Annotated in this window: 20 protein-coding genes and 2 pseudogenes; 17 read left to right on the top strand and 5 right to left on the bottom strand. The window is 62.4% G+C overall.

Going from position 1 to position 23,540, the window contains the following annotated elements; all coding sequences use genetic code 11:
• Positions 1 to 178: 178 nt before the first annotated feature.
• Positions 179 to 1,342, top strand: coding sequence for a nitric oxide-sensing protein NosP (gene nosP / locus PSH80_RS16030; protein ID WP_057960094.1), 1,164 nt, complete (start codon positions 179 to 181; stop codon positions 1,340 to 1,342).
• Complete coding sequence (locus PSH80_RS16025) at positions 1,272 to 3,572, top strand: PAS domain-containing hybrid sensor histidine kinase/response regulator (RefSeq protein ID WP_057960081.1); 2,301 nt, start codon at positions 1,272 to 1,274, stop codon at positions 3,570 to 3,572. Before nosP ends, PSH80_RS16025 begins: the two co-directional genes overlap by 71 nt.
• A gap of 492 nt (positions 3,573 to 4,064) precedes the next feature.
• Here the strand turns inward: PSH80_RS16025 and PSH80_RS16020 are convergent.
• A pseudogene (locus tag PSH80_RS16020) lies at positions 4,065 to 4,732 on the bottom strand (response regulator).
• 27 nt (positions 4,733 to 4,759) lie between these two features.
• Entirely contained in the window at positions 4,760 to 5,314 is a 555-nt protein-coding gene (locus PSH80_RS16015; RefSeq protein ID WP_057960077.1) for a PQQ-dependent catabolism-associated CXXCW motif protein, read from the bottom strand.
• 275 nt (positions 5,315 to 5,589) lie between these two features.
• Here PSH80_RS16015 and PSH80_RS16010 point away from each other — a divergent pair, with 275 nt between their 5' ends.
• Complete coding sequence (locus tag PSH80_RS16010) at positions 5,590 to 6,216, top strand: response regulator transcription factor (protein WP_128593381.1); 627 nt, start codon at positions 5,590 to 5,592, stop codon at positions 6,214 to 6,216.
• Between the two features lie 42 nt (positions 6,217 to 6,258).
• On the opposite strand, the gene PSH80_RS16005 is transcribed toward PSH80_RS16010, so the two are convergent.
• Positions 6,259 to 6,906 carry a pentapeptide repeat-containing protein gene (locus PSH80_RS16005; protein ID WP_120733525.1) on the bottom strand — a complete coding sequence of 216 codons (648 nt, stop codon included), beginning with the start codon at positions 6,904 to 6,906 and terminating at the stop codon, positions 6,259 to 6,261.
• 87 nt (positions 6,907 to 6,993) lie between these two features.
• The gene (gene exaA, locus PSH80_RS16000) at positions 6,994 to 8,886 is read right to left on the bottom strand and encodes a quinoprotein ethanol dehydrogenase (RefSeq protein ID WP_057439406.1); all 1,893 of its coding nucleotides are present in this window, start codon (positions 8,884 to 8,886) and stop codon (positions 6,994 to 6,996) included.
• Between the two features lie 254 nt (positions 8,887 to 9,140).
• Here exaA and pedF point away from each other — a divergent pair, with 254 nt between their 5' ends.
• The gene (gene pedF / locus PSH80_RS15995) at positions 9,141 to 9,602 is read left to right on the top strand and encodes a cytochrome c-550 PedF (protein ID WP_057439405.1); all 462 of its coding nucleotides are present in this window, start codon (positions 9,141 to 9,143) and stop codon (positions 9,600 to 9,602) included.
• A 3-nt stretch (positions 9,603 to 9,605) separates the two neighbouring features.
• Positions 9,606 to 10,361, top strand: a complete 756-nt coding sequence (locus tag PSH80_RS15990) for a quinoprotein dehydrogenase-associated SoxYZ-like carrier (RefSeq protein ID WP_128593382.1) — start codon at positions 9,606 to 9,608, stop codon at positions 10,359 to 10,361.
• A 17-nt stretch (positions 10,362 to 10,378) separates the two neighbouring features.
• Here the strand turns inward: PSH80_RS15990 and PSH80_RS27405 are convergent, their stop codons facing one another.
• Entirely contained in the window at positions 10,379 to 10,648 is a 270-nt protein-coding gene (locus tag PSH80_RS27405) for a hypothetical protein (RefSeq protein ID WP_370693757.1), read from the bottom strand.
• Here PSH80_RS27405 and PSH80_RS27400 point away from each other — a divergent pair.
• The 12 genes and pseudogenes from PSH80_RS27400 to PSH80_RS15935 all read left to right on the top strand — a co-directional run bounded on the left by PSH80_RS27400 (position 10,541) and on the right by PSH80_RS15935 (position 23,529).
• Positions 10,541 to 11,092: an MBL fold metallo-hydrolase gene (locus PSH80_RS27400; protein WP_370693741.1), complete on the top strand. Its 552-nt coding sequence runs from the start codon at positions 10,541 to 10,543 to the stop codon at positions 11,090 to 11,092. The genes PSH80_RS27405 and PSH80_RS27400 overlap by 108 nt on opposite strands.
• Positions 11,037 to 11,282, top strand: coding sequence for a hypothetical protein (locus PSH80_RS27395; RefSeq protein ID WP_370693703.1), 246 nt, complete (start codon positions 11,037 to 11,039; stop codon positions 11,280 to 11,282). The genes PSH80_RS27400 and PSH80_RS27395 overlap by 56 nt, the downstream gene beginning before the upstream one ends.
• A gap of 26 nt (positions 11,283 to 11,308) precedes the next feature.
• Complete coding sequence (locus PSH80_RS15980; protein WP_057439402.1) at positions 11,309 to 12,829, top strand: aldehyde dehydrogenase family protein; 1,521 nt, start codon at positions 11,309 to 11,311, stop codon at positions 12,827 to 12,829.
• 700 nt (positions 12,830 to 13,529) lie between these two features.
• A complete protein-coding gene (gene pqqA / locus PSH80_RS15975; RefSeq protein ID WP_003243383.1) occupies positions 13,530 to 13,601 on the top strand; it encodes a pyrroloquinoline quinone precursor peptide PqqA in 72 nt (23 codons plus the stop codon).
• A gap of 127 nt (positions 13,602 to 13,728) precedes the next feature.
• Positions 13,729 to 14,892, top strand: coding sequence for an alcohol dehydrogenase-like regulatory protein ErcA (ercA, locus tag PSH80_RS15970; protein ID WP_305417459.1), 1,164 nt, complete (start codon positions 13,729 to 13,731; stop codon positions 14,890 to 14,892).
• Positions 14,876 to 16,246: a hybrid sensor histidine kinase/response regulator gene (locus tag PSH80_RS15965; RefSeq protein ID WP_128593474.1), complete on the top strand. Its 1,371-nt coding sequence runs from the start codon at positions 14,876 to 14,878 to the stop codon at positions 16,244 to 16,246. The genes ercA and PSH80_RS15965 overlap by 17 nt, the downstream gene beginning before the upstream one ends.
• Positions 16,247 to 16,394: 148 nt before the next feature.
• Positions 16,395 to 16,808 carry a VOC family protein gene (locus tag PSH80_RS15960; RefSeq protein WP_057439400.1) on the top strand — a complete coding sequence of 138 codons (414 nt, stop codon included), beginning with the start codon at positions 16,395 to 16,397 and terminating at the stop codon, positions 16,806 to 16,808.
• Between the two features lie 146 nt (positions 16,809 to 16,954).
• Positions 16,955 to 17,047, top strand: a pseudogene (locus tag PSH80_RS15955) (ATP-binding cassette domain-containing protein); the annotation flags it as partial.
• A gap of 75 nt (positions 17,048 to 17,122) precedes the next feature.
• Positions 17,123 to 18,409, top strand: a complete 1,287-nt coding sequence (locus PSH80_RS15950; protein ID WP_305417455.1) for an amidase — start codon at positions 17,123 to 17,125, stop codon at positions 18,407 to 18,409.
• A 108-nt stretch (positions 18,410 to 18,517) separates the two neighbouring features.
• On the top strand, positions 18,518 to 19,996 hold the full coding sequence (locus PSH80_RS15945; protein ID WP_120733520.1) for a DASS family sodium-coupled anion symporter: 1,479 nt from the start codon (positions 18,518 to 18,520) through the stop codon (positions 19,994 to 19,996).
• A gap of 723 nt (positions 19,997 to 20,719) precedes the next feature.
• Complete coding sequence (locus tag PSH80_RS15940; protein ID WP_115128516.1) at positions 20,720 to 22,381, top strand: MFS transporter; 1,662 nt, start codon at positions 20,720 to 20,722, stop codon at positions 22,379 to 22,381.
• On the top strand, positions 22,378 to 23,529 hold the full coding sequence (locus PSH80_RS15935; RefSeq protein ID WP_115128515.1) for an HlyD family secretion protein: 1,152 nt from the start codon (positions 22,378 to 22,380) through the stop codon (positions 23,527 to 23,529). Before PSH80_RS15940 ends, PSH80_RS15935 begins: the two co-directional genes overlap by 4 nt.
• The last annotated feature ends 11 nt before the right edge of the window (positions 23,530 to 23,540 follow it).

Raw genomic sequence — 23,540 nt, 5'->3', positions numbered from 1 at the left:
GTCAAACGTGTGGGAGCTGGCTTATGTGGGAGCCAGCTCCCACACAAAGCCAGTTCCCCACTGAGATTCATCTGTTGCCCGGTGGCTCTCATCCCATCGAAGCCCCGACCCAGTACCCAAGTAGCATAGGTCGCCACCCCGCGCGTTCGTACACTTGAGCTTCAACGGGGAGATGACCATGCAACAGGTGCACAGCGAAGGCGTAGTCACAGCCATGTCCCAGGCCAGCGATGCGCAGCAGGTGGCCGATGAGCTGGCGTGCCAGTTGTTGCACCCGTACCTGGGGTTCGTGCTGTTCTTCTGCTCTGCCACCTATGATCTGCAGGCCCTCGGCCAGGCCCTGCAACACAGTTTCGGTGGTGTCCGCGTGGTGGGTTGCACCAGCGCCGGCGAGATCACGCCCCAGGGTTACGGGCGCAATTGCGTGACGGCGGTGGGGTTTGACCATGCGCACTTTTCCATTGCCACCGAACTGATCGACCAGGTCGAGCACTTCAGCCTGATCGACGCGCAACAAATGGTCGAACGCCTGGTGGGTGGCTGTCGCAGCAACACCCTGGCCCCGATCAAGGGCAACAGCTTTGCCTTGACCCTGCTCGACGGCCTGTCCAGCCGCGAAGAAATGGTCCTCGCCGCCCTGAGCGCAGCGCTCGGCGATATCCCGCATTTCGGCGGTTCGGCTGGCGATGACAACCACCTGACCCACACCCACGTGTATTTCGACGGCGCCTTCCACAGCGGCGCGGCTGTCGTGGTGCTGGTCAATACCTGGCTGGACTTCGAGGTGTTCACCACCCACCACATCCTGCCCCTGGCACACAAACTGGTGGTGACAGGGGCGGACAGCGCGTCGCGGCGGGTCTTTGAGTTGAATGCCGAACCTGCCGCCGAGGAGTACGCACGGCATATCGGCGTGGCCGTTGCACAGTTGGATCACCGGATCTTCGCCGCCCATCCGTTGGCGGTGCGTATCAACGAGCAGTACTACGTGCGGGCGATCCAGCAGGTCCACGATGACTTGAGCCTGAGTTTCTACTGCGCGGTGGAAAACGGCATCGTCCTCACCGCCATGACCCCGGGGCCGATCCTGCCCAACCTGCAGACCCTGTTCGACGGCCTGCAAGCGCGTCTCGGCGACCTGCTGCTGACCATCGGCTGCGACTGTTTCCTGCGGCGCCTGGAGCTCGAAGAGCACGGCACCCTGGAGCCGATCGGCGCCTTTTTGCGTGAGCAACGGGTGATGGGGTTCAACACCTACGGAGAACAGTTCAATGGCATGCACATCAACCAGACCTTTACCGGGGTCGCCATTGCCCGTGGTCGAAGCTCTGGACAGCGCTGAACTGCACGCGCAGATCCGCGCCCTGCAGCAGGACAATCGCAAGCTGGCGCGGATCAACGCCGCGCTGATCGAGCGCGTCGAATCCGGCGCGACCCGTGGCAACGACCCTTATGCGGCGTTCCAGCATTCGGTGGTGCTGGCCGAGCAGGTGCGCGAACGTACCGACGCGCTCAACCAGGCGATGGCCGAACTCAAGGCCAGCAACCATCTGCTGCGCGATGCACGGTTGCGCGCGGAAACCGCCCACCAGCATTTGATTGATGCCATCGAGAGCATTTCCGATGCCTTTGTGCTGTTCGACCAGCACCAACATATTGTGTTGTTCAACAGCCGCTTCCAGGGGTTCTGGAGCAACAGCCCGGTGCAGATTGTCGCGGGTATGGGCCTGCGCGAGGTCAAACGGCTGATGACGGTCAACGGCCTGTTCACCGAAGAGGCCCAAGGGCACGCTGATGAAACCCTGTTCTACCGTCTGGATAACGGCCGTTGGCTGCAAGTCAGCGAGCGGCCGACCCAGGACGGTGGGCGGGTGATTCTGTTTACCGACATCACCGACGTCAAACTGGCGGAAACCCTGCGCCGTGAACAGGCCGTCGCGCAGAAATCCCAGGAAAGCGAGCGCTGGATCCGCCTGATCACCGACCATGTGCCGGCGTTGATTGCCTACCTCAATGCCGATCTGGTCTACGAGTTCACCAACAAGGTCTACGAGCAATGGTATTGCTGGGCGCAGGGCGCGATGCTCGGCAAAAGCCTGCGCCAGGCCCACAGCGAACAGCATTACCAGCGCCTGGAAGCCTACGTGGCGCAGGCGCTGGCGGGGGAGAGCGTGACCTTCGAGTTCGCCGAAACCAATATCAACCATCAGGAGCGCTACATGCTGCGTTCCTATGTGCCCAACCGCCTGGCCAGTGGCGAGGTGGTGGGGATCTTTGTGCTGATCCGCGACATCACCGAACGTCGGCGTACCGCCGAGGCCCTGCACCAGGCTTATCAGAACCTGGAACTGCGGGTGCGCGAGCGCACCGCCGAACTGACTTCGCTCAACGACCAACTGCTGCAGGAAATCGACGAGCGCCGCCGGGTGGAGTCGCGCCTGCGCGAAGCCAAGCTGGAAGCCGAGCAGGCCAACCTGTCGAAAACCAAGTTTCTGGCGGCGGTCAGCCATGACCTGCTGCAACCGCTGAATGCCGCCCGCTTGTTTACCGGGGCCTTGCTGGAGCGGCGTGACCCGGTGGCCAACGAGACCCTGGTGCGCAATGTCAGCAATTCCCTGGAAGACGTGGAAAACCTGCTGGGCACCCTGGTGGATATTTCCAAGCTCGACGCCGGGGTGATCAAGGCCGATATCGCACCGTTTGCCTTGAGCGAACTGCTGGACAACCTCGCCGCCGAATACACCCAAGTGGCCCGCAGCGAAGGCTTGCAGCTGCACTTTATTGGCTGCTCGGCCCTGGTGCGCAGCGATATCCAGCTGCTCGCCAGAATCTTGCGCAACCTGTTGAGCAATGCCATCCGCTACACCTACGGCGGGCGCGTGGTGCTGGGTTGTCGGCGTGAGCATCAGCGGTTGTCGATCCAGGTCTGGGACACTGGTATGGGCATCGCCGAGGAGCGCCTGGAGGAGATTTTCCAGGAGTTCAAGCGTGGCGATGTGCAACGCCCGGACCAGGATCGTGGGTTGGGCCTGGGGTTGGCGATTGTGGAAAAAATCGCGCGGATCCTCGGGCACCGGATCAGCGTGCGCTCCTGGCCGGGCAAGGGCTCGATGTTCAGTGTGGAGGTGCCGTTGAGCAGCACCGCACCCAGGGTCTTGCCTATGCCGGTGATGAGTGAGCCGATGCTGGAGCGTTTGCAGGGCGCCCGGGTGTGGGTGCTGGATAACGACGCGGCGATCTGTGCCGGTATGCGTACCTTGCTCGAAGGCTGGGGCTGCCAGGTGATTACCGCCTTGTCCGAACAGGACCTGGCACGCCAGGTGGACAACTACCATGCCCAGGCGGACTTGCTGATTGCTGATTACCACCTGGATGACGAACAGAACGGCGTGGACGCGGTGGCCAGGATCAATGCGCGGCGGGCCAGCGCCATTCCGGCGATGATGATCACCGCCAATTACAGCAACGAACTGAAACTGCAAATCCGCGAGCTGGGGCATACCCTGATGCACAAGCCGGTGCGGCCGATGAAACTCAAGACTGCCATGAGCCACCTCTTGGGCCGTCCCTGACATACCCTCGATCAAAATGTGGGAGCGGGCTTGCCCGCGATAGCGGTGGGTCAGGCAAATAAATGCTGAATGACACACCGTTATCGTGGCGTAGGTATCTACACAGGTCTTTTCTGGGGTTGTGTACATATCCGTTGCTGCGGTCATGGCCACTTAGGGTTCCGCCCTTACGGCGGCTCACTTTTGGAAAAGAGCCCCAAAAGTAACCAAAAGGGCTCTTGCCCCACCACTCGGCACCTCGCCTAGGCTCGGTGTGCCCGTCATCCGACATTGATTTGGGGGGCCGCCGCGATGGGCCATCCATGGCCCAGCGCGGCTAACCCGGCGTCCTGCCGGGTTACCCCCCCAAATCAAAATCGGATGACGGCCAGCGTGGTTTAACGGGGCGCCTCAGATCAAGATCAAGATCAAAAGCAAAGCGAGGCGGCCTTAAAGCCGACCTGATCTTTGAATCGTACGCGTACCCCTGTGGGAGCTCAGTTGTAAGGAAAATCAGCGCCGCAGGTAGGAGCCGAAGTCGATATCTCCAGCGCTAAGGATCGCCTGCACCCCGGTTATGTACGTTCAACTTGCGCAGAATCGCCGACACATGGGCCTTCACCGTGGTCTCGGCAATTTCCAGGGTGTAGGCAATCCTGCTTGTTCGACTCGCCCTTGGTCATCCGCTCCAACACCAGCAACTGCTTGCGTGTAAGGGCCTGCAGCAGTTCCGGGGCGAAGGCCGGGTTGTCGTGCATGCGCCGCTGGCCGGGGTTTTTCTGGGTGCGGATGATGTCGGGCGGCAGGTACACGTTGCCATTGAGGATCTGCTGGATCGCTTCGGTCATCTGCGCCCGTGGCGAGGATTTAGTGATAAAGCCCACCGCGCCATAGGTGATGGCTTGCAGCACGATCTGCTTGTCCTGTTCGGCCGAGACGATCACCACCGGTATGGTCGGCGCTTCGTTGCGCAGGTTGATCAGGCCGTTGAGGCCGTGCATGCCGGGCATGTTCAGGTCCAGCAGGATCAGGTCGAGGTCGTCGTGCTCCTGGGTCAGGGCCAGGGCGCTGTCCAGGTCGGCAGTTTCCATCACTTCGCTGCCGGCAAAACCGTCGCTGATGACGTTATGGATCGCTTCGCGAAACAGCGGGTGATCGTCGGCAATCAGAATTTTATACATGGCCGTTCACCTTTTTATTGTGATGTTTCAGGGGGCAAGCTCAAAGGGCTCAGGGTGTGCCGCGGCGACGGGCAGCTTGGCGGCTTCCCACGCGTCCAGGCCATCGCGATACCAATACACAGTGTTATAGCCCAAGGCTTTGGCCCGTTTTACCGCGTTCCAACTCAACCAGCAATCGGCGCGGCAGTAGAACACTAAGGGGTGGGCAAGGTGACCGTCGGTGTAGGTGTACAGGTGGCGGGCAAAGTAGCTCTGCCACTCGGGCGTCAGCTCGCCATCGCCGGTATTGGCCAGCCAGTGGCTGCCGGGCAGGTTGGCGTGGGGCTGGTCTTCGATGAACTGGCCGTGCAGCCATTGCCGGCGGTAGACGTCGATCAGCACCGGGCGCGGCTGTTGCGCCAGCAGGGTTTGCAGGGCCTGGGTATCGACGATGGTCGCGCCCGGCAGGTGTTCGGGGGTGGGGCTGCGATAGAGGTTGATGCGGTAGCCGTCGCGGGAAAACAGCGCGGTTGGCGGCTGGGCAGCAGCCAGCAGCGGGGTCAGCGACAGCACGGCAGCCAGAGTCAGTCGGGCGGGCAGCATGGCAGGTACGATCCTTATAGTTATGCGCCTATTACATGCCAGTCGCGCTGCCTTGGGAATGCGACGATAGACAGCAAAACCAGTACCAAAGTAGTAAATCAGCCGGCGCTTGAGGGCTCTAGCATGAAAGTACCGGTCATCCTCAGGAGTTGTACGATCATGCGAATTCTCAAGGCGCTGCTCTTGCCGTTTTTGCTGATTGTCAGCCTGATCGGCGTGGACAAGCTCCACGGCCCGCGACCGGCGCCGTTGTTGGTGACGCCGGCGCATTCCTCATGAATATCCTGTTGGTAGACAAGCACGCCGTGGTGCGCCTGGGTTACAACAGCCTATTGCGGGCGCTGCTACCGGGCGTGGAAGTGCGCGAGGCGGGCACTGGCGAGGAGGCGCTGGCGCGGGTGCAGGAGGCGGTGCCGAACCTGGTGATCACCGGTTTTGGCCTGCCGGGCATCAGTGGCCTGGAGACCACCCGCCGCCTGCGCCAGCGCCTGCCGCAATTGCGCGTGCTGTTTTTCAGCCAGCATCAGGAGCTGCCCCTGGTACGCCAGGCCCTGGAGGCCGGTGCGTCGGGCTATATCACCAAGGGCGCGACGCCTGCGGTGATGAATGAAGCGGTGCAGCGCATTCTCGACGGCCACACCTATATCGAACAGGCCCTGGCCACCGAGCTGGCCTACCACCCGGTCGATCATCGCCTGCAGGGCATGACGGCCCGTGAGCTGGAAATTTTCCTGATGCTGGCCAAAGGCACACCCACCCGGGCCATTGCCGATCAACTGAGTATCAGCAGCAAGACCGTGTCCAATCACCTGACCTTGCTCAAGAGCAAATTGCAGGTCAGCTCCCATGCGGAGCTGGTGCATGTGGGGATTGATATGGGCGTGGTGCGGGCGGCGGGATAAGTCGCTCCTCTGCGGGAGCCGGCAAGCCCGCTCCTGCAAAAGTTAACGGTCCCAGGTGGTGGGGCAGTCCTTGCAGCCCTCCATATTCGCGTCCTGGAAGTTTGCATAGTGCTGGCGGCTGCCGGTGAGGGTGGCCTGTTCCAGGTTGCTTTCACCGAACTTGGCCTCTTGCAGGTTGGCGTCGCTCAGGTCCGCACCTTGCAGGTCGGCTTTGCTCATCCAAGTCATTTCCAGGTCTGCTGCACGCAGGTTGGCCTTGTGCAGCTTGGCCCCCGACAACCGCGCAAATTGCAGGTAAGCCGCGCTGAGGTTGGCGTTTTCAAATTGCGCGCCCTGGGCAAACATGCCCCAGCCTTGCACGGCCATCAAAGTGGCCCCGCTGAAATCTGCCAGGCGCAGGTTGGCTTGCTGCAGGCTGGCGCGGGTCAGGTTGGCGCCTTGCAGTTGGGCTTTTTCCAGGTTGGCCAGGTCGAGGTTCGCGTGGCGCAGGTCGGCCTCGCGCAGATCGGCCCCGGCCAGGTTCATTTTGCTCAAGTCCTGGTTGCGCAGGTTGGCGCCCTTGAGGTTGGCGCCGGGGCATTGGCTGTGGGGGGCGAGGGTGCAGCCGTTGATGACCAGGGGTTGATCGTCGCCGTCGTCGGCGTAGGCCAGAGGGAGGGAAAGCAGGAGTAGCAGGGGCAGGTAGTTCATGGCAGGGACCTCGTGGTGACCGTTGGGGCGCGGTGCGCCCTGGGAGGCATTCCCACGCAGAGCGTGGGAACGATCATCAACGGGGGGTTATTTTTGCGCGGTTTTGTTATCCCAACTCGGGATTTTGAACACCCAGAACGACCCGCCCTGTGCCACCGGTTTGGTCAGCTCGGCCATGTCGCCGCCCCACAACGGCACCGCGCCGCCGTAGCCAACGGTCACGCCGATGTATTGCTCGCCATCCTGTTCCCAGGTGATCGGTGGGGAGACGATGCCGCTGCCGGTCTGGAACTTCCACAGCTCCTTGCCGGTTTTTGCGTCGAAGGCTTTGAAGAAACCGTCGCCGGTGCCGGTGAACACCAGGTTGCCCTTGGTCGCCAGCACGCCGGCCCACAATGGCAGGGCCTCCTTGTGCTCCCACACCACCTTGCCGGTGGTCGGGTTCATCGCGCGCAGGGTGCCGACGTGGTCGTCATACATGCGCTTGATACGGAAGCCCATGCCCAGGTACGCCGAACCCTTCTTGTAGTTGACCTCTTCGGTCCAGTATTCCTCTTTCCACTGGTTGCCGGGGATGTAGAACAGGCCGGTGTCCTGGCTGTAGGCCATGGGGTTCCAGTTCTTGCCACCGAGGAACGGCGGCGAGACTTCCACCGGCTTGCCCTTGGTTTCACCCGGCAGCGGCTTGGCCGGACGCTGGCCTTCGTTTTCCACGGGGCGGCCGGTCTTCAGGTCGATATGACTGGCCCAGGTGATGTTGTCGACGAACGGGAAGGCGTTCTGCAGCTTGCCGTTGTTACGGTCCACCACGTAGAAGAAGCCGTTGCGGTCAGCGTGGCCGGTGGCCTTGACCACTTTGCCGTCCTTGTCCTTGTAGTCGAACAGTACCAGCTCGTTGTTGCCGGAGAAGTCCCAGGCATCGTTTGGCGTGTGCTGGTAGAACCACTTCACTTCGCCGGTGCTTGGGTCGACACCCACTTGGCCTGAGGTATAGAGGCTGTCGAAGTCGTGAGGGTTGCCATCCTTGGAAGTACGCGCCCAGGTGTTCCACGGGCCGGGGTTGCCGGCGCCGACGATGATGGTGTTGGTCTCGGCATCGAAACTGGCGCTCTGCCAAGGGGCACCGCCGCCGTGGCTCCAGGCTTCGACCTTGCCGGTTTCGGTGGTCGGATCATCTGGCCAGGACGGTGCTTTCACATCGCCGGTGGTGGTGCTGTCCTTGCCATTCAGGCGGCCCATGTGGCCTTCGACGAACGGGCGCATCCACACTTCTTCGCCGGTGTCCGGGTCGCGGGCAAACAACTGGCCGACCACGCCGAATTCATCGCCGGAGCTGCCGTGGATCAGCAGGACCTTGCCGGTGACCTTGTCTTTGATCAGCACCGGGGCGCCGGTCATGGTGTAGCCGGCGGCGTGGTCGCCGAATTTCTTGTTCCACACCACTTTGCCGGTGTTTTTATCGAGGGCGATCAGGCGCGCATCGAGGGTGCCGAAGTAGATCTTGTCGCCAAAAATCGCCGCCCCGCGGTTGACCACGTCACAGCACGGGCGAATGTTGTCGGGCAGGCGGTGGTTGTAGGTCCACAGGCGCTTGCCGGTCTTGGCGTCGAGGGCGAACACCCGGGAGTAGGAGCCGGTGACATACACCACGCCGTCGTTGACGATGGCCTGGGACTCCTGGCCGCGCTGCTTCTCGTCACCGAACGAGTACGACCAGGCCGGGGTGAGCTTGAACACGTTCTTGTCGTTGACCTGGGCCAGGGGGCTCCAGCGCTGGGCGTTGGTGCCCATGCCGTATTGCAGCACGTCCTTGGTGGTCAGGTGGTCGTTGGCAATGTCTTCCCAGGTGACGTTGCGCGTCTGCTTTGCAGGTTCGGCAGCGGCGAAGCTCGCCGCACTCAAGGACAGGCTGCCGACCAGCAGGAAAGCCTGCACGGCAAGGCTCAGCGGCGAGAGGGCGGGTAGCGATCTTATTGTCATGGTTGCAGTTCCCAGTGGAGGTTTTGGCCTGCACAGGTTGCTGGCTGGACGGTGCCCGCGGATACGGAAAATATCCCGGTGTGGCCGGGACAATTTCCCGAACCGCATCTGATTTAGCAGGGGCCCGCAAGCCTTACTACGAAGGGAGTAGAGCCCGGCCACCAAAGCAGCATACGGGCCCTGGCGAGGCGTTCCTATGATGGTTGCCATAGCCTCTGTAGAGAGGTTTTGCGTGCAATCCTGAGGGGACAATAATGACAACAAAACGCAACGCCTTGCTGGTTGCCGGCCTGTTGGCCGGGGTGATCGGTGCAGGCTCCGTCTGGGCTCACGGCAACGTGACGCCAACTGCCGTGGAAACCCAAGGCCTGACCCCGATCAAGGACGCCGGCGTACCGCTGGATGCCGATGGCTGGGCGGCGGTGAACCCGTATCGCCAGTCGCCGGAACACGCCAAGGCCGTCGAAGTGGGGGCCTCGGCCTATAACCAGAACTGCGCCGCGTGCCACGGTCTGGAAGCCAAGTCCGGCGGGATCGCCCCCGACCTGCGCATGCTCGATGAGGGCGATGCCGGGGACGAATGGTTCGTCGAACGGGTGCGCCATGGCGCCGTGCGCGATGGTCGGGTGTACATGCCGAAAATGGCCGACTACTTGAGCCAGGAAGCCTTGTGGGCGGTACGCACTTATCTTGATAGCGTGCACGTCGAGGAGTAAGCCATGGGCTGGCGCGCACGTTGGCTGTTGGCTTGCTGGTTGCCAGTGGCCGCCTACGGGATGGACCCCGGCAAAGACCCGGTGCCATCGGTGATGTGGAGCTATTTCCACCAGCAGTTCCTCGGCAATGCGCCGTTTGTCTTTGATGAACGGGTCAAGCTGCTGGCGCCGCCATTTGCCGAAGATGCGCGGCAGGTGCCCCTGGAAATCGACGCCCGCGCCTTCAAGGGCGAGGTGGTGAAAATCATCGCCTGGGCCGAACTCAATCCACTGCCGAAAATCGTCGACTTCCAGCCGGGCGAGGGCGTGTTGCCGTGGCTGGCGATCCGCGTCCGGATCGAGCAGGCCACGCCGTTGCGCGCCGCCGTGTTGACCAAGGATGGCCTTTGGCATGTGGGGTCGACCCTGATCGACGCCGCCGGCGGCGGCTGTACCGCGCCCAGCGTGGTGCGCAGCCAGCCGGGCTGGGAAGAACACCTGGGGGAAGTGTTGGGCGGTCGTTACCCCCGCGAGGATTTCAGCCGGCTGCGCCTGCAGATAGCACACCCGATGGACAATGGCATGGTCAGCGGCATCCCTGAGTTCTACATCAACCACGCCGAACTGCGCGACGCCCAGGACCGGGTGTTGGCGCGCCTGGAGCTGTTCGCGGCGGTCAGCGAGAACCCCGACCTGGCGTTTGACCTGCAAGGCGCCGGGCCGGTGCGCCTGCTGTTGCGCGATACCAGCGGTAGTGAATTCGCCGGGGCCATCCCATGAAGTGGCTATTACTGCTGTTACTTGGCCTGGGCCTGCCCGCGCTGGCCGACCTCGACTACGCCCTCAAGCCCCGGCAGATCGCCGCCGACACCTGGCTGCTGGAAGGCAGCACGGATAATTTCGCCAGGGCCAACGGCGGCAACATCGTCAATACCGGGTTTATCGTGACCCAGGCCGGGGTGGTGGTGATCGACACCGGGCCGTCCCGGCGTTACGGCGAAGCATTGCGCCAGGCGATTGCCACGGTCACCGACAAGCCGGTGATCCAGGTCTTGTTGACCCATCATCACCCCGACCATGTGCTGGGCAACCAGGCGTTCAAGGATGTGCCGATCGCTGCGCTGGCAGGCACCACCACGCTGCTGCGCGAACAGGGCGATGGCATGGCGGAAAACATGTACCGCATGGTCGGCGACTGGATGCGCGGCACCGAAGTGCTGCTCCAGCCAGACGTTGAGCCCCGGAGTGCAGACCGTCGGCGGCCACGCTTTGCGATTGTTGAGCCTGAGCGGCCATACCGGCGCCGACCTGGCGATTTTCGACGAAACCACCGGCGTGCTGTTTGCCGGCGACCTGGTGTTTTACCAGCGCGCCCTGACCACCCCCAACACCCCGGGCCTGGCGGTATGGCTGGCGGATATCGCCACCCTGCAAGGCCTGCCCTGGAAGCTGATTGTGCCCGGCCATGGCCCGGTGGCCAGCGATGCCCAACCCTTCGCACAAATGCGTGATTACCTGGGCTGGCTCGACCAACTCATGGCCACCGGTGCTGCCAACGGCAGTGCCATGGGCGAGATGATCCGCAGCCCCATTCCCGAACGTTTTGCGGCCATCAGCCTGAGCCGCTACGAACTGATCCGCAGTGTCAGCCACCTGTATCCCCGCTATGAACGCGCTCAGATGCAACGGATAGATCAATAACAACATCCCCCGAAAGAGGCCTCATCATGATCTACGCACAACCTGGCACCCCCGGCGCCATCGTCACCTTCAAGCCGCGCTACGGTAACTTTATCGGTGGCGAGTTTGTGGCCCCGGTCAACGGTGAATACTTCACCAACACCTCGCCAGTGACTGGCGAGGTGATTGCCGAATTCCCGCGCTCCAGCGCCGCCGATATCGACAAGGCCCTGGACGCTGCGCATGCTGCCGCCGACGCCTGGGGCAAGACCTCGGCCCAGGACCGCGCCCTGGTGCTGCTGAAAATTGCCGACCGCATCGAGCAGCACCTGGAAGTGTTGGCCGTGACCGAGACCTGGGACAATGGCAAGGCCGTGCGCGAGACCCTGAATGCCGACGTGCCATTGGCCGCCGACCACTTCCGTTACTTCGCCGGCTGCATCCGCGCCCAGGAAGGCGGCGCCGCCGAGATCAACGAACTGACCGCGGCCTATCATTTCCATGAGCCCCTGGGCGTGGTCGGGCAGATCATCCCGTGGAACTTTCCGTTGCTGATGGCCGCCTGGAAACTCGCCCCGGCCCTGGCCGCCGGCAACTGCATCGTGCTCAAGCCGGCCGAGCAGACGCCGCTGTCGATCATGGTGTTTGCCGAACTGATCGCCGACCTTTTGCCGGCCGGCGTGTTGAACATCGTCCAGGGTTTTGGCCGCGAAGCCGGCGAGGCCCTGGCCACCAGCAAGCGCATCGCCAAGATCGCTTTCACCGGCTCCACTCCGGTGGGCGCGCACATCATGCATGCGGCGGCCGAGAACATTATTCCGTCCACCGTCGAGCTGGGCGGCAAGTCGCCGAATATTTTCTTTGAAGACATCATGCAGGCGGAGCCGGCCTTCATCGAGAAAGCCGCCGAGGGCCTGGTGCTGGCGTTCTTCAACCAGGGCGAAGTGTGCACCTGCCCGTCGCGGGCGCTGGTGCAGGAGTCGATCTACGAGCCGTTCATGGCCGAGGTCATGAAGAAGATCGTCAAGATCAAACGCGGCAACCCGCTGGACACCGAGACCATGGTCGGCGCCCAGGCGTCCGAGCAGCAGTACGACAAGATCCTCTCGTACCTGACCATCGCCCAGGAAGAGGGCGCCGAACTGCTGGCCGGTGGCGCCGCCGAACACCTGGCTGGCGACCTGTCCAGCGGCTATTACATCCAGCCGACTCTGCTCAAGGGCCACAACAAAATGCGCGTGTTCCAGGAAGAAATCTTCGGCCCGGTGGTGGGCGTGACCACCTTCAAGGACGAAGCCGAAGCCCTGGCGATTGCCAACGACAGCGAATTCGGCCTGGGTGCCGGGCTGTGGACCCGCGATATCAACCGCGCCTACCGCATGGGCCGGGCGATCAAGGCCGGGCGTGTGTGGACCAACTGCTATCACCTGTACCCGGCGCATGCTGCGTTTGGTGGCTACAAGAAGTCCGGGGTAGGGCGTGAGAACCACAAGATGATGCTCGATCATTACCAGCAGACCAAGAACCTGCTGGTGAGCTACGACATCAACCCGCTGGGGTTCTTCTGATCGCCTGATTGAACTGCCAGCTTCCACCCCTTGATGGGTAGACATCAGCCTCCCTGCTTGAAATGCAATCAAGTGTGGGAGCTGGCTTGTCGGATCGCCGCATCGCTGCGATGGTGGTGTATCAGTCGATAAATGTACTGGCCGACCCGCCGCCATCGCAGGCAAGCCAGCTCCCACAGGGGAATGCAGCTTCGCACCCCGGCTTTGCTGTTGCTGTTGCTCTGCTTTTGATCTGGCTTTTGATCTTAGGCGCCCCGTTAAACCACGCTGGCCGCAGGCAGGTATTGCGCAGTGGGCACCCCGGCATGGATGCCGGGTTAGCCGCGACACGGCCATGGATGGCCGATCGCGGCGGGCCCACGGAGCAATGCCTGACTGCGGGCATGCCGAGCCTAGGCGAGGCACCGAGTGGTGGGGCAAGAGCCCTTTTGGTTACTTTTGGGGCTCTTTTCCAAAAGTGACCCGCTGTAAGAGCGGAACCAATAGCCGCCGTTACCGCAGCAATGGATATGTACACAGACCGAAGTGATGTGTAGCTACCCATGGCCATCGCAGGCAAGCCAACTCCCACAGTTTGATCCATGTACATCCGAGACTAACGACTGCGGCCGGTTCGTTCGAAAGTAGCATTCGCCCGCCAGCCCACCCATGTATTAATGCCTGTACCGGACTCTCCCGGTATAACAAGAGGAACGCTCCCATGTGGACCAAACCCGCCTACACCGACCTGCGTATCGGCTTTGAAGTGACCATGTATTTCGCCAACCGCTGAAACCATCCCAGGAGCCGGCCTGCCGGCTCCTGCAGGGATAAGGGCTAGCCCATTGGTCTGATTGCATTCGCCAGCGGATGCGTTAGTGTGGCCCGTATCTTCCAAAACAATAAAAACAGGCTTTCCAATGAGCCATAGCCTCAGCCAATTGCGTAAATTCGTCTCCCCAGAAATCATCTTCGGCGCCGGTTCCCGGCACAGTGTCGGCAATTACGCCAAGACTTTCGGTGCGCGCAAGGTCCTGGTGGTCAGCGACCCGGGTGTGGTCGCTGCCGGTTGGGTCACGGATATCGAGGCCAGCCTGCAGGCCCTTGGGATCGAGTACTGCCTGTACACCGCGGTGTCACCCAACCCGCGTGTCGAAGAAGTGATGCAGGGCGCCGAGGTCTACCGCGAGAACCATTGCGATGTGATCGTCGCCGTCGGCGGCGGCAGCCCGATGGATTGCGGCAAGGCCATCGGTATTGTGGTCGCCCATGGGCGCAGCATTCTTGAGTTCGAAGGGGTGGACACCATCCGCGTGCCCAGCCCGCCGCTGATCCTGATCCCGACCACCGCCGGCACCTCGGCCGACGTGTCGCAGTTCGTGATCATTTCCAATCAGCAGGAACGCATGAAGTTTTCCATCGTCAGTAAGGCAGTGGTGCCGGATGTTTCGTTGATCGACCCGGAAACCACCGCCAGCATGGACCCGTTCCTCTCGGCCTGTACCGGGATCGACGCGCTGGTGCATGCCATCGAAGCCTTTGTGTCCACCGGCCACGGCCCACTGACCGACCCCCATGCGCTGGAAGCCATGCGCCTGATCAATGGCAACCTGGTGCAGATGATCGCCAACCCCGGCGATATCGCCCTGCGCGAGAAAATCATGCTCGGCAGCATGCAGGCCGGCCTGGCGTTTTCCAATGCGATCCTCGGCGCGGTGCATGCCATGTCCCACAGCCTGGGCGGCTTTCTCGACTTGCCCCATGGCCTGTGCAACGCGGTGCTGGTGGAGCATGTGGTGGCGTTCAACTACAACTCGGCGCCGGAACGGTTCAAGGTGATTGCCGAGACCTTCGGCATCGACTGCCGGGGCCTCAATCACCGGCAGATCTGCGGGCGGCTGGTGGAGCACCTGATTGCCCTCAAGCACGCCATCGGCTTCCATGAAACCCTCGGCCTGCACGGGGTGCGGGTGGCAGATATTCCGTTTTTGTCGCAACACGCCATGCATGACCCGTGCATCCTGACCAACCCGCGTGAGTCGAGCCAGCGTGACGTCGAGGTCGTCTATGGCGAAGCTCTCTGACGACCAGCAGCGGGCTCTGGCCGGGCTGCTAGGGTTGGGCGATCACTCGGCGCGCAAGAGCCACTACCCGGAGCTGACGGCGCGGCTGGATGAACTGGAGGCCGAGCGCAAACGCTATATCCGCCTCAACGATGAGCTGGAACAGCGGGTGGCGGCGCGCACCGATGAGCTGCTCGAAGCCAACCACAACCTGCAACAGCAGATCGCCCGGCGCGAACAGACTGAACAAGACCTGCGCGACGCCCGTGACGCCGCCCAGGCCGCCAATCGCAGCAAGGACAAGTACCTGGCCGCCGCCAGCCATGACCTGCTGCAACCGCTCAACGCGGCGCGGCTGCTGATCTCTACCCTGCGTGAACGCAACCTGCCCAGTGTCGAGCAGGTGCTGGTGGAGCGCACCCATCAGGCCCTGGAAGGGGCCGAGGATCTGCTGACCGACTTGCTGGATATCTCGCGCCTGGACCAGGCAGCGGTCAAGCCGGACGTGGCGCTGTACCGCCTGGATGAGCTGTTTGCGCCGCTGGTGTCGGAGTTCCATTCGGTGGCCCAGGCGGCGGGCCTCAAGCTGCGGGCGCGCACTGCCGGCTACGCGATCCGCACGGACTTGCGCTTGATGACGCGTATTTTGCGCAACTTCCTCAGCAATGCCTGCCGCTACACCGACGAAGGTTGCATCCTGTTGGGCGCGCGGCGGCGCGGTGATCGCCTGCGCCTGGAGGTCTGGGACACCGGGCGCGGAATTGCGGCGGACCGGTTGAGCTCGATCTTTTTGGAGTTCAACCAACTCGATGTCGGCCGCGCCGCGGATCGTAAGGGTGTTGGGTTGGGCCTGGCGATTGTCGAGCGTATCGCACTGATTCTGGGTTACCCGGTGGCAGTACGCTCATGGCCGGGGCGCGGCTCGATGTTCAGCATCGAGGTGCCGTTGAGTGCCGAGGTACCCCTGGCCATCAATCAGTTGCCGACACAGCCGAGCACCGGTAATCCGTTGCCCGGGCGCCGCCTGCTGGTGATCGATAACGAGCTGAGCATCCTTGAAAGCATGCGCGCGCTGCTCGGGCAGTGGGGCTGCGAGGTAGTGACCGCCACCGACCAGGCCGGTGCCTTGCTGGCGTTGCAGGGCCGGGCGCCGGAGCTGATCCTGGCTGACTATCACCTCGACCATGGGGTGGTGGGGTGTGCGGTGGTCAAGCAGTTGCGCGAGCATTTCGCCCAGAACATTCCCGCCGTGATTATCACGGCGGACCGCACCGACCAGTGCCGCCGAGCCCTGCGCCGCCTGGAAGCACCGTTGCTGAACAAACCGGTCAAGCCAGGTAAGTTGCGGGCGGTGTTGAGCCAGTTACTGGGGTAGGGCAATACTCCCTGCTCTTGTACGGGGCTATCGTTAAAAATTCTTTCGCTCTGAATAAAAATTACATGCTGTGTGTTTCTGTAAAAGCAGCACAAACTTTGCCTTATTCCACTGTCATTTAAATAGATGGTGATTTAAGGAGCGCTCCATGCAGTCGATTTTTCATCTGGCCTACCATGTTCGCGATTTGGAAGTTTCACGTCAGTTCTACTGTGACTTGCTGGGTTGCGCACAAGGGCGCAGTACGGATACATGGATGGACGTGAATTTCTTCGGGCATCAATTATCCCTGCACCTGGGTGAGCCCTTTGCCGTCACTGATACCGGCAGGGTCGGCGATCATCTGGTACCGATGCCTCATCTGGGGGTGTTGCTGGAGATGCCGGACTGGCTGGTGTTAAAGGACCGTTTGATCGCGGGCGGGGTGAAGTTTGTCCTCGCCCCTTATCTGCGCTTTGCCGGCGGACCGGGCGAGCAGGCAACCCTGTTCTTCCTGGATCCGGCCGGCAATCCCATCGAGATAAAAGGCTTCTGTGATTTGCAATCGGCGTTCGCTGTTTAACGCATGTTACGCAAACGACGTTAAGTTGATTTAAGTCTTTTGGGCACGCCAGCCAACGGTAGGACGTGAACTCGTCAAGTTGCTCAACGGCTGCGACGGAACCTGGAGCGCGTGCGCATCCCGGAGCAGGCCCACAAGGTGCCGGGCAATTGTCGGGCTGTCAGCAACAGCGCGTGGCGATTACCCGTGCCCTGTGCATGAAGCCGAAAATCATGCTGTTCGACGAGCCGACCTCGGCGCCCAATGACTTCTTCGACAACCCGCAGATTTTGCATTGATCCCTTGGGCAGACAGGCCTGTAACAGAGGAATGCCATGTACCGTTTTGATCAATTGGATGCCTCCACCCTGGCACAGCGGGTCTGTGCGGGTGAGGTGAGCGAAGAGACAGTCGCCGCACACTTCCTTGGGTGTGCCGAGGCCCAGGAGTCGACAGTACAGGCCTTTGTTTCGTTCGACCCCGACGCGGTACGTGCTCAAGCGAGGCAATTGACCGGGACGCGTGCGCGAGGTCTGTTGGCAGGTATTCCGGTGGGGGTCAAAGATAACTACGACACCGTGGATCATCCCACCGGTTTTTACTCGCCGATCTATGAGGACAACCGCCCGTCCCGCGACGCACAGGTTGTCTCGCTGCTACGCCAGGCGGGGGCGCTGATTATGGGCAAGACCCACACCACCGAATTTGCCTATATGCACACCGGGCCGACGCGCAATCCCCAGGACCCCCGACGCACGCCCGGGAGTTCGAGTGCGGGCTCGGCGGCGGGGCTGGCGGCTGGATTCTTTCCCATCGCCCTGGGTACGCAGACGGCCGGATCATTGATCAAACCTGCCGCTTACTGTGGGGTGCACGCCTTCAAACCCAGCTATGGGCTGGTCTCGCTTGAGGGGGTCAAGCCACTGGCGCCGAGTTTCGACACGGCCGGCTGGTTTGGGCGTTCGGTGCGTGACTTGAGCCTGATTGCGCAAGTCCTGATCCCGGGGTTCCCGGCGCGCCCCGCGGAAAGCCCGCTACGGTCGTTGGGTTTTTGCCGTACGGCGCGCTGGGATCAGGTGGACAAGGACGTGGCCCTGGCACTGGAGGCCGCTATGGATACGCTGCGTGCGGCAGGGCACCGAGTGAGCGAGGTGGTGTTGCCCGAGGCGTTTGCCAGGGTGTTTGATGACCATCTGCTGATAAACGATTGTGAGGGCGCCCGCTCATTGGCCGCTGAGTTCAATCGGCACCCGGACAAGATGAGCATGGAAATCCTCGATATGTTCGCCCGCGCCGAGCGGACCCGTTGGGAGCAAGAGTCAGCGGCCAAGAGGCGTCTGGCACAGTTGGCGCCGGTGCTCGAGGAGATATTCAGCCCGTTTGACGCCGTCCTGGGGGCGAGCTGCGGCATCGTCGCCCCGTTGGGCCTTGGCGCCACTGGGCCGTCGGATTTCATCAAATTCTGGATGGCATTTGGATTGCCGCAAGTGAATATTCCTCTTGTGCGCAAGGCCGCAGAGCTGCCGGTAGGGCTGCAAATAATCGGAGGATTTAGAAACGACAGCCTTTTGCTAAGCGTGGCTGAGCAGGTCGATGCTCTGCTGCGGCCGGCTGGCCGATAGGAGGGGGCTGGGCTCACGTGTTGGCCTGGCACGTTGATACCCGTCAACACGGCGTGCGGTGCTTTGCCTCATGCTGTCGGCCTGATTTGAAGGCTGACGGAGAACCCCATGAACGGCCCCGCAACAACCGCTGCATCATTCAAGTTGCCCATGGGCCTGGTGATTGCCGTACTGGTGATGGTCGGCGTGCTGCTGTTGCCGCTGCCCGCCGATTTGCCGGTGGCCGGCCAGCGGATGCTGGCGATCCTCGCGTTTGCCGTGGTGGTGTGGATCACCGAAGCGGTGTCCTACGAAGCCAGTGCGATCATGATCACCTCGTTGATGGCCTTTCTGTTGGGCACTGCACCGTCCTTGCAGGACCCGACGCACCTGATCGGTTCCAGCCCCGCTATCAGCATGGCGCTCACCGGGTTTGCCAATCCGGCCCTGGCCCTGGTGGCCGGTGCGTTGTTTATCGCCGCCGCCATGACCCACACCGGCCTCGACCGGCGTATCGCCCTGGTGACTCTGACTCGGGTCGGCACCAGCACTCGCGGGATCCTGGTGGGCGCGATTGCGGTGACCATCCTGCTCAGCCTGGTGGTGCCCAGCGCCACCGCCCGCAGCGCCTGCGTGGTGCCGATCATGATGGGGGTGATTGCCGCGTTTGGCGTGGACAAACGCTCGAATATCGCCGCCGGGATCATGATCGTCGTCGCCCAGGGCACCAGTATCTGGAACGTCGGGATCCAGACCGCCGCCGCGCAGAACCTGCTGACGGTCGGTTTTATGGACAAGATGCTCGGCCAGCGCGTGTCGTGGATCGACTGGTTGATCGCCGGGGCGCCGTGGGCGCTGATCATGTCGGCGGTACTGCTGTTTCTGGTGCTCAAGTTGCTGCCCCCGGAAAGCAATAGCATTCCCGGTGGCAAGGAAGCGGTGGCGCAGTCCCTGGTGGAGATCGGCCCGATGACCGGGCCGCAGAAGCGCTTGCTGACCGTTTCGGTATTGCTGCTGCTGGCCTGGGCCACGGAAGGGCGCCTGCACAGCTTCGATACCACCTCCACCACCTACGCCGGCCTGGTGTTCCTGCTGCTGCCGGGGATCGGCGTGATGACCTGGAAGGACGTGCAGTCGCGTATCCCCTGGGGCACGGTGATTGTGTTCGGTGTGGGCATCAGCCTGGGTACCGCGTTGCTCACCACCCAGGCCGGGCAATGGCTGGGCGCGCAGGTGGTGGGGCATACCGGCCTGGATCAACTGGGGCCGCTGGGGGTGTTTGCGATCCTCGGCGCATTCCTGATTGTGATTCACCTGGGTTTTGCCAGCGCCACCGCGCTGACCTCGGCGTTGTTGCCGATCCTGATTGCCGTACTGCAAACCCTGCCGGGAGACTTCAGCCGGCTGGGCATGACCATGTTGCTCGGGTTTGTGGTCAGCTACGGTTTTATCCTGCCGATCAACGCCCCGCAGAACATGGTGTGCCTGGGCACCGGCACCTTCACCGCGCGGCAGTTTGCCAAGGTAGGCTTGCTGGTCACGGTGATTGGCTATCTGCTGATGCTGCTGTTTGCAGCCACCTACTGGAGCTGGCTGGGCTGGATCTAAAACCTCCTGTGGGAGCTGGCTCTCACAGGGGGGGGCTCGGCTGGGGCACATAATTTGCGCCACATCACAAATCAAATGTGGGAGCTGGCTTGCCTGCGATGGCAGTGTGTCAGCCACCAGAAATAGCGCCTGAACCGCCGCTATCGCGAGCAAGCCCGCTCCCACAGGGGGGCGACTGGGCACATATTTGCGCCACATCACAAATCAAATGTGGGAGCTGGCTTGCCTGCGATGGCAGTGTGTCAGCCACCAGAAATAGCGCCTGAACCGCCGCTATCGCGGGCAAGCCCGCTCCCACAGGGGGGGCGGCTGGGCACATATTTGCGCCACATCAAAAATCAAATGTGGGAGCTGGCTTGCCTGCGATGGCAGTGTGTCAGCCACCAGAAATAGCGCTTGAACCGCCGCTATCGCGGCAAGCCCGCTCCCACAGGGGGGGGGCTCGGCTGGGCACATATTTGCGCCACATCACAAATCAAATGTGGGAGCTGGCTTGCCTGCGATGGCAGTGTGTCAGCCACCAGAAATAGCGCCTGAACCGCCGCTATCGCGGGCAAGCCCGCTCCCACAGGGGGGCGGCTGGGCACGTATTTGCGCCACATCACAAATCAAATGTGGGAGCAGGCCAGCTCCCACAAAGATGACAAGATGAACCCCGCTCAGGTCTACTAAGCTCTGAGTCAGGGTTTTACCGGCCTCGTGCGTCGGTCATCAAGGTCACGAATGGATAAATACACCCCGCACACCTGGCAACCCCACGAGCGTCCGAGCTTGCCGGGGTCGCCGTCGACGCCCCATCACCCCACGCTCAAACGCTGGGCTTTTGCCCTGGTTGGGGTGCTGGTGGCAATCACCGGCGGCCTGGGCAATGCGCTGGTGATCGCCAATCTGCCATATCTGCAAGGGGCATTGGGCGCGACCACCGCCGAAATGGCCTGGCTACCCGCTGCCTATGTGATGACCAACGTGTCCATGAACCTGCTGCTGGTGAAGTTCCGCCAGCAGTTCGGCTTGCGCGCGTTTACCGAAGTGTTCCTGGTGCTCTACGCCCTGGTCACCTTTGGCCATCTGTTCGTCAATGACCTCAGTTCGGCAATCGCCGTGCGTGCCGCCCACGGCATGGTGGGCGCGGCCCTCAGTTCCCTGGGGTTGTACTACATGGTCCAGGCGTTCCCGGCGAAGTGGCGGCTCAAGGCTCTGGTGCTGGGCCTGGGTACCGCGCAACTGGCGTTGCCGATGGCGCGGCTGTTTTCCGAAGACTTGCTGCAGATTGCCGAGTGGCGCGGCCTGTATCTGTTTGAGCTGGGCATGGCGCTGACTTGCCTGGGCTGTGTGTTCCTGCTCAAGTTGCCGCCGGGCGATCGCTTCAAGACCTTTGAAAAGCTCGACTTCCTGACCTTTGCTTTGCTCGCCTCGGGCGTGGCATTGCTCTGCGCGGTACTGTCCCTGGGGCGCATCGACTGGTGGCTGGAAGCCCCGTGGATCGGCGTGGCCTCGGCCTGTTCCCTGGTGCTGATCATGGCCGGGCTGGCCATCGAACATAACCGCGCCAACCCGCTGCTGATGACCCGCTGGCTGGGCGGCGGGGTGATGATTCGCCTGGCCCTGGCGGTAATCCTGATCCGCATGGTGCTGTCCGAGCAGTCCACCGGCGCCGTGGGCTTTTTGCAGGCGCTGAATATGAGCAGCGAGCAGATGCGCACCCTGTACCTGGTGATGCTGTTGGGGGCGATCAGTGGCCTGGTGATCAGCGCGTTGACCATCAACCCGGCACACTTGCTGATGCCCCTGGTGATTTCCCTGGCGCTGATGGCCACGGGCTCGGTGATGGACAGCTTCTCCAGCAACCTGACGCGGCCGCAGAACATGTACCTGAGCCAGTTTCTGCTGGGGTTTGGCGGTACCTTCTTCCTCGGCCCGACCATGGTGCTGGGCATGCGCAATGTGCTGGCCAACCCGCGCAACCTCGTGAGTTTCTCGGTGTTGTTCGGGATCTGCCAGAACCTCGGCGGGCTGATGGGCGCGGCGTTGCTCGGCACCTTCCAGGTGGTGCGGGAGAAATTCCATTCGAGCATGATTGTCGAACACCTGACCCTGCTGGATCCGCGGGTCGCGGCCCGTGTACAAAGCGGCGGCTCGGCCTACGGCTCGGTGATTGCCGACCCGGAACTGCGCAACCTGATGGGCATCCGCAGCCTGGCCACGGCGGCCACCCGCGAGGCCAATGTCATGGCTTATAACGACGTGTTTATGCTGATCGCGATCATCGCGATCCTCACCATGTTGTGGATCTTTACCCGCAGCCTGTGGCTGATGAGCACCACCAAGAAAGCTGCCGCCAGTGCAGCGCCTTCCGTTCAACCTAGCGGCGCACTTCCTTCATGAGCGAACCTACGGCTACCACCACGACCACCAATGCCATTGCCGCCACCCCGGAGGGCAGCACGCCACCGGGTGCGACGGCCACCGAGCCGCGCTCCCTGGGCGTGCGCATCGTCTCGTCCCTGGGCTTTGCCGCGATTGCCATCGTTGGCGTGTTGATTGTGCTGTACGCCTGGCAATTGCCGCCGTTCAGCAGCGCCGTGGAAACCACCGAAAACGCTCTGGTACGCGGCCAGGTGACGATCATCAGCCCACAATTGGGCGGTTATGTGTTCGAGGTGCCGGTGCAGGACTTCCAGCACGTCAAGGCCGGGGATTTGCTGGTACGCCTCGACGACCGCATCTACAAGCAACGCCTGGACCAGGCCCAGGCGCAACTGGCGGTGCAGCAGGCCGCCCTGGCCAACGTGGTGCAACAGCGCAACAGTGCCGAGGCGACCATCAAGCTGCGCCAGGCCGCCCTGGCCGACAGTCAGGCCCAGGCGCGTAAAAGTACTGCGGACCTGCGTCGCAACGAAGAGCTGATCAGCGACGGCTCGGTGTCGCGCCGCGAACTGGACGTGACCCGCGCCGCCAACGCGCAAACCATCGCCGCTGTGGCCCAGGCCCAGGCCAGCCTGGAAATCGCCCGCCAGGACCTGCAGACGGTAATCGTCAATCGCGGCTCCCTGGAAGCGGCGGTGGCCAGTGCCGATGCGGCGGTCGAGCTGGCGCGGATCGACCTGTCGAACACCCGCGTCCTGGCCCCCCGGGACGGTCAACTGGGGCAGATTGGCGTGCGCCTGGGGGCTTACGTCAACTCCGGCGCGCAGTTGATGGCACTGGTGCCGAACCAGTTGTGGGTGATCGCCAATATGAAAGAAACCCAGATGGACAACGTGCAGGTGGGCCAGCCGGTGACGTTTACCGTGGATGCCCTGGACCACCGCAAGTTTCATGGCACGGTGCAGCGTATTTCGCCGGCGACGGGGTCTGAGTTCAGCCTGTTGCAGGCCGATAACGCCACCGGCAACTTCGTCAAGATCGCCCAGCGCGTGCCGGTGCGGATCACGGTGGACCCCGATCAGGAGCAAAGCGAACGCCTGCGACCGGGGCTGTCGGTGGTGGTGAGTATCGACACGGCGGGGCGCTTGAAGAACAGTCCGCCTTGAACTGGATGATG

This window comes from Pseudomonas sp. FP818, assembly GCF_030687335.1.
GTDB classification, from domain to species: domain Bacteria; phylum Pseudomonadota; class Gammaproteobacteria; order Pseudomonadales; family Pseudomonadaceae; genus Aquipseudomonas; species Aquipseudomonas shahriarae.
Note: the sequence above shows the minus strand (reverse complement) of the source record. Positions and strands in the feature narration are given on the sequence as shown.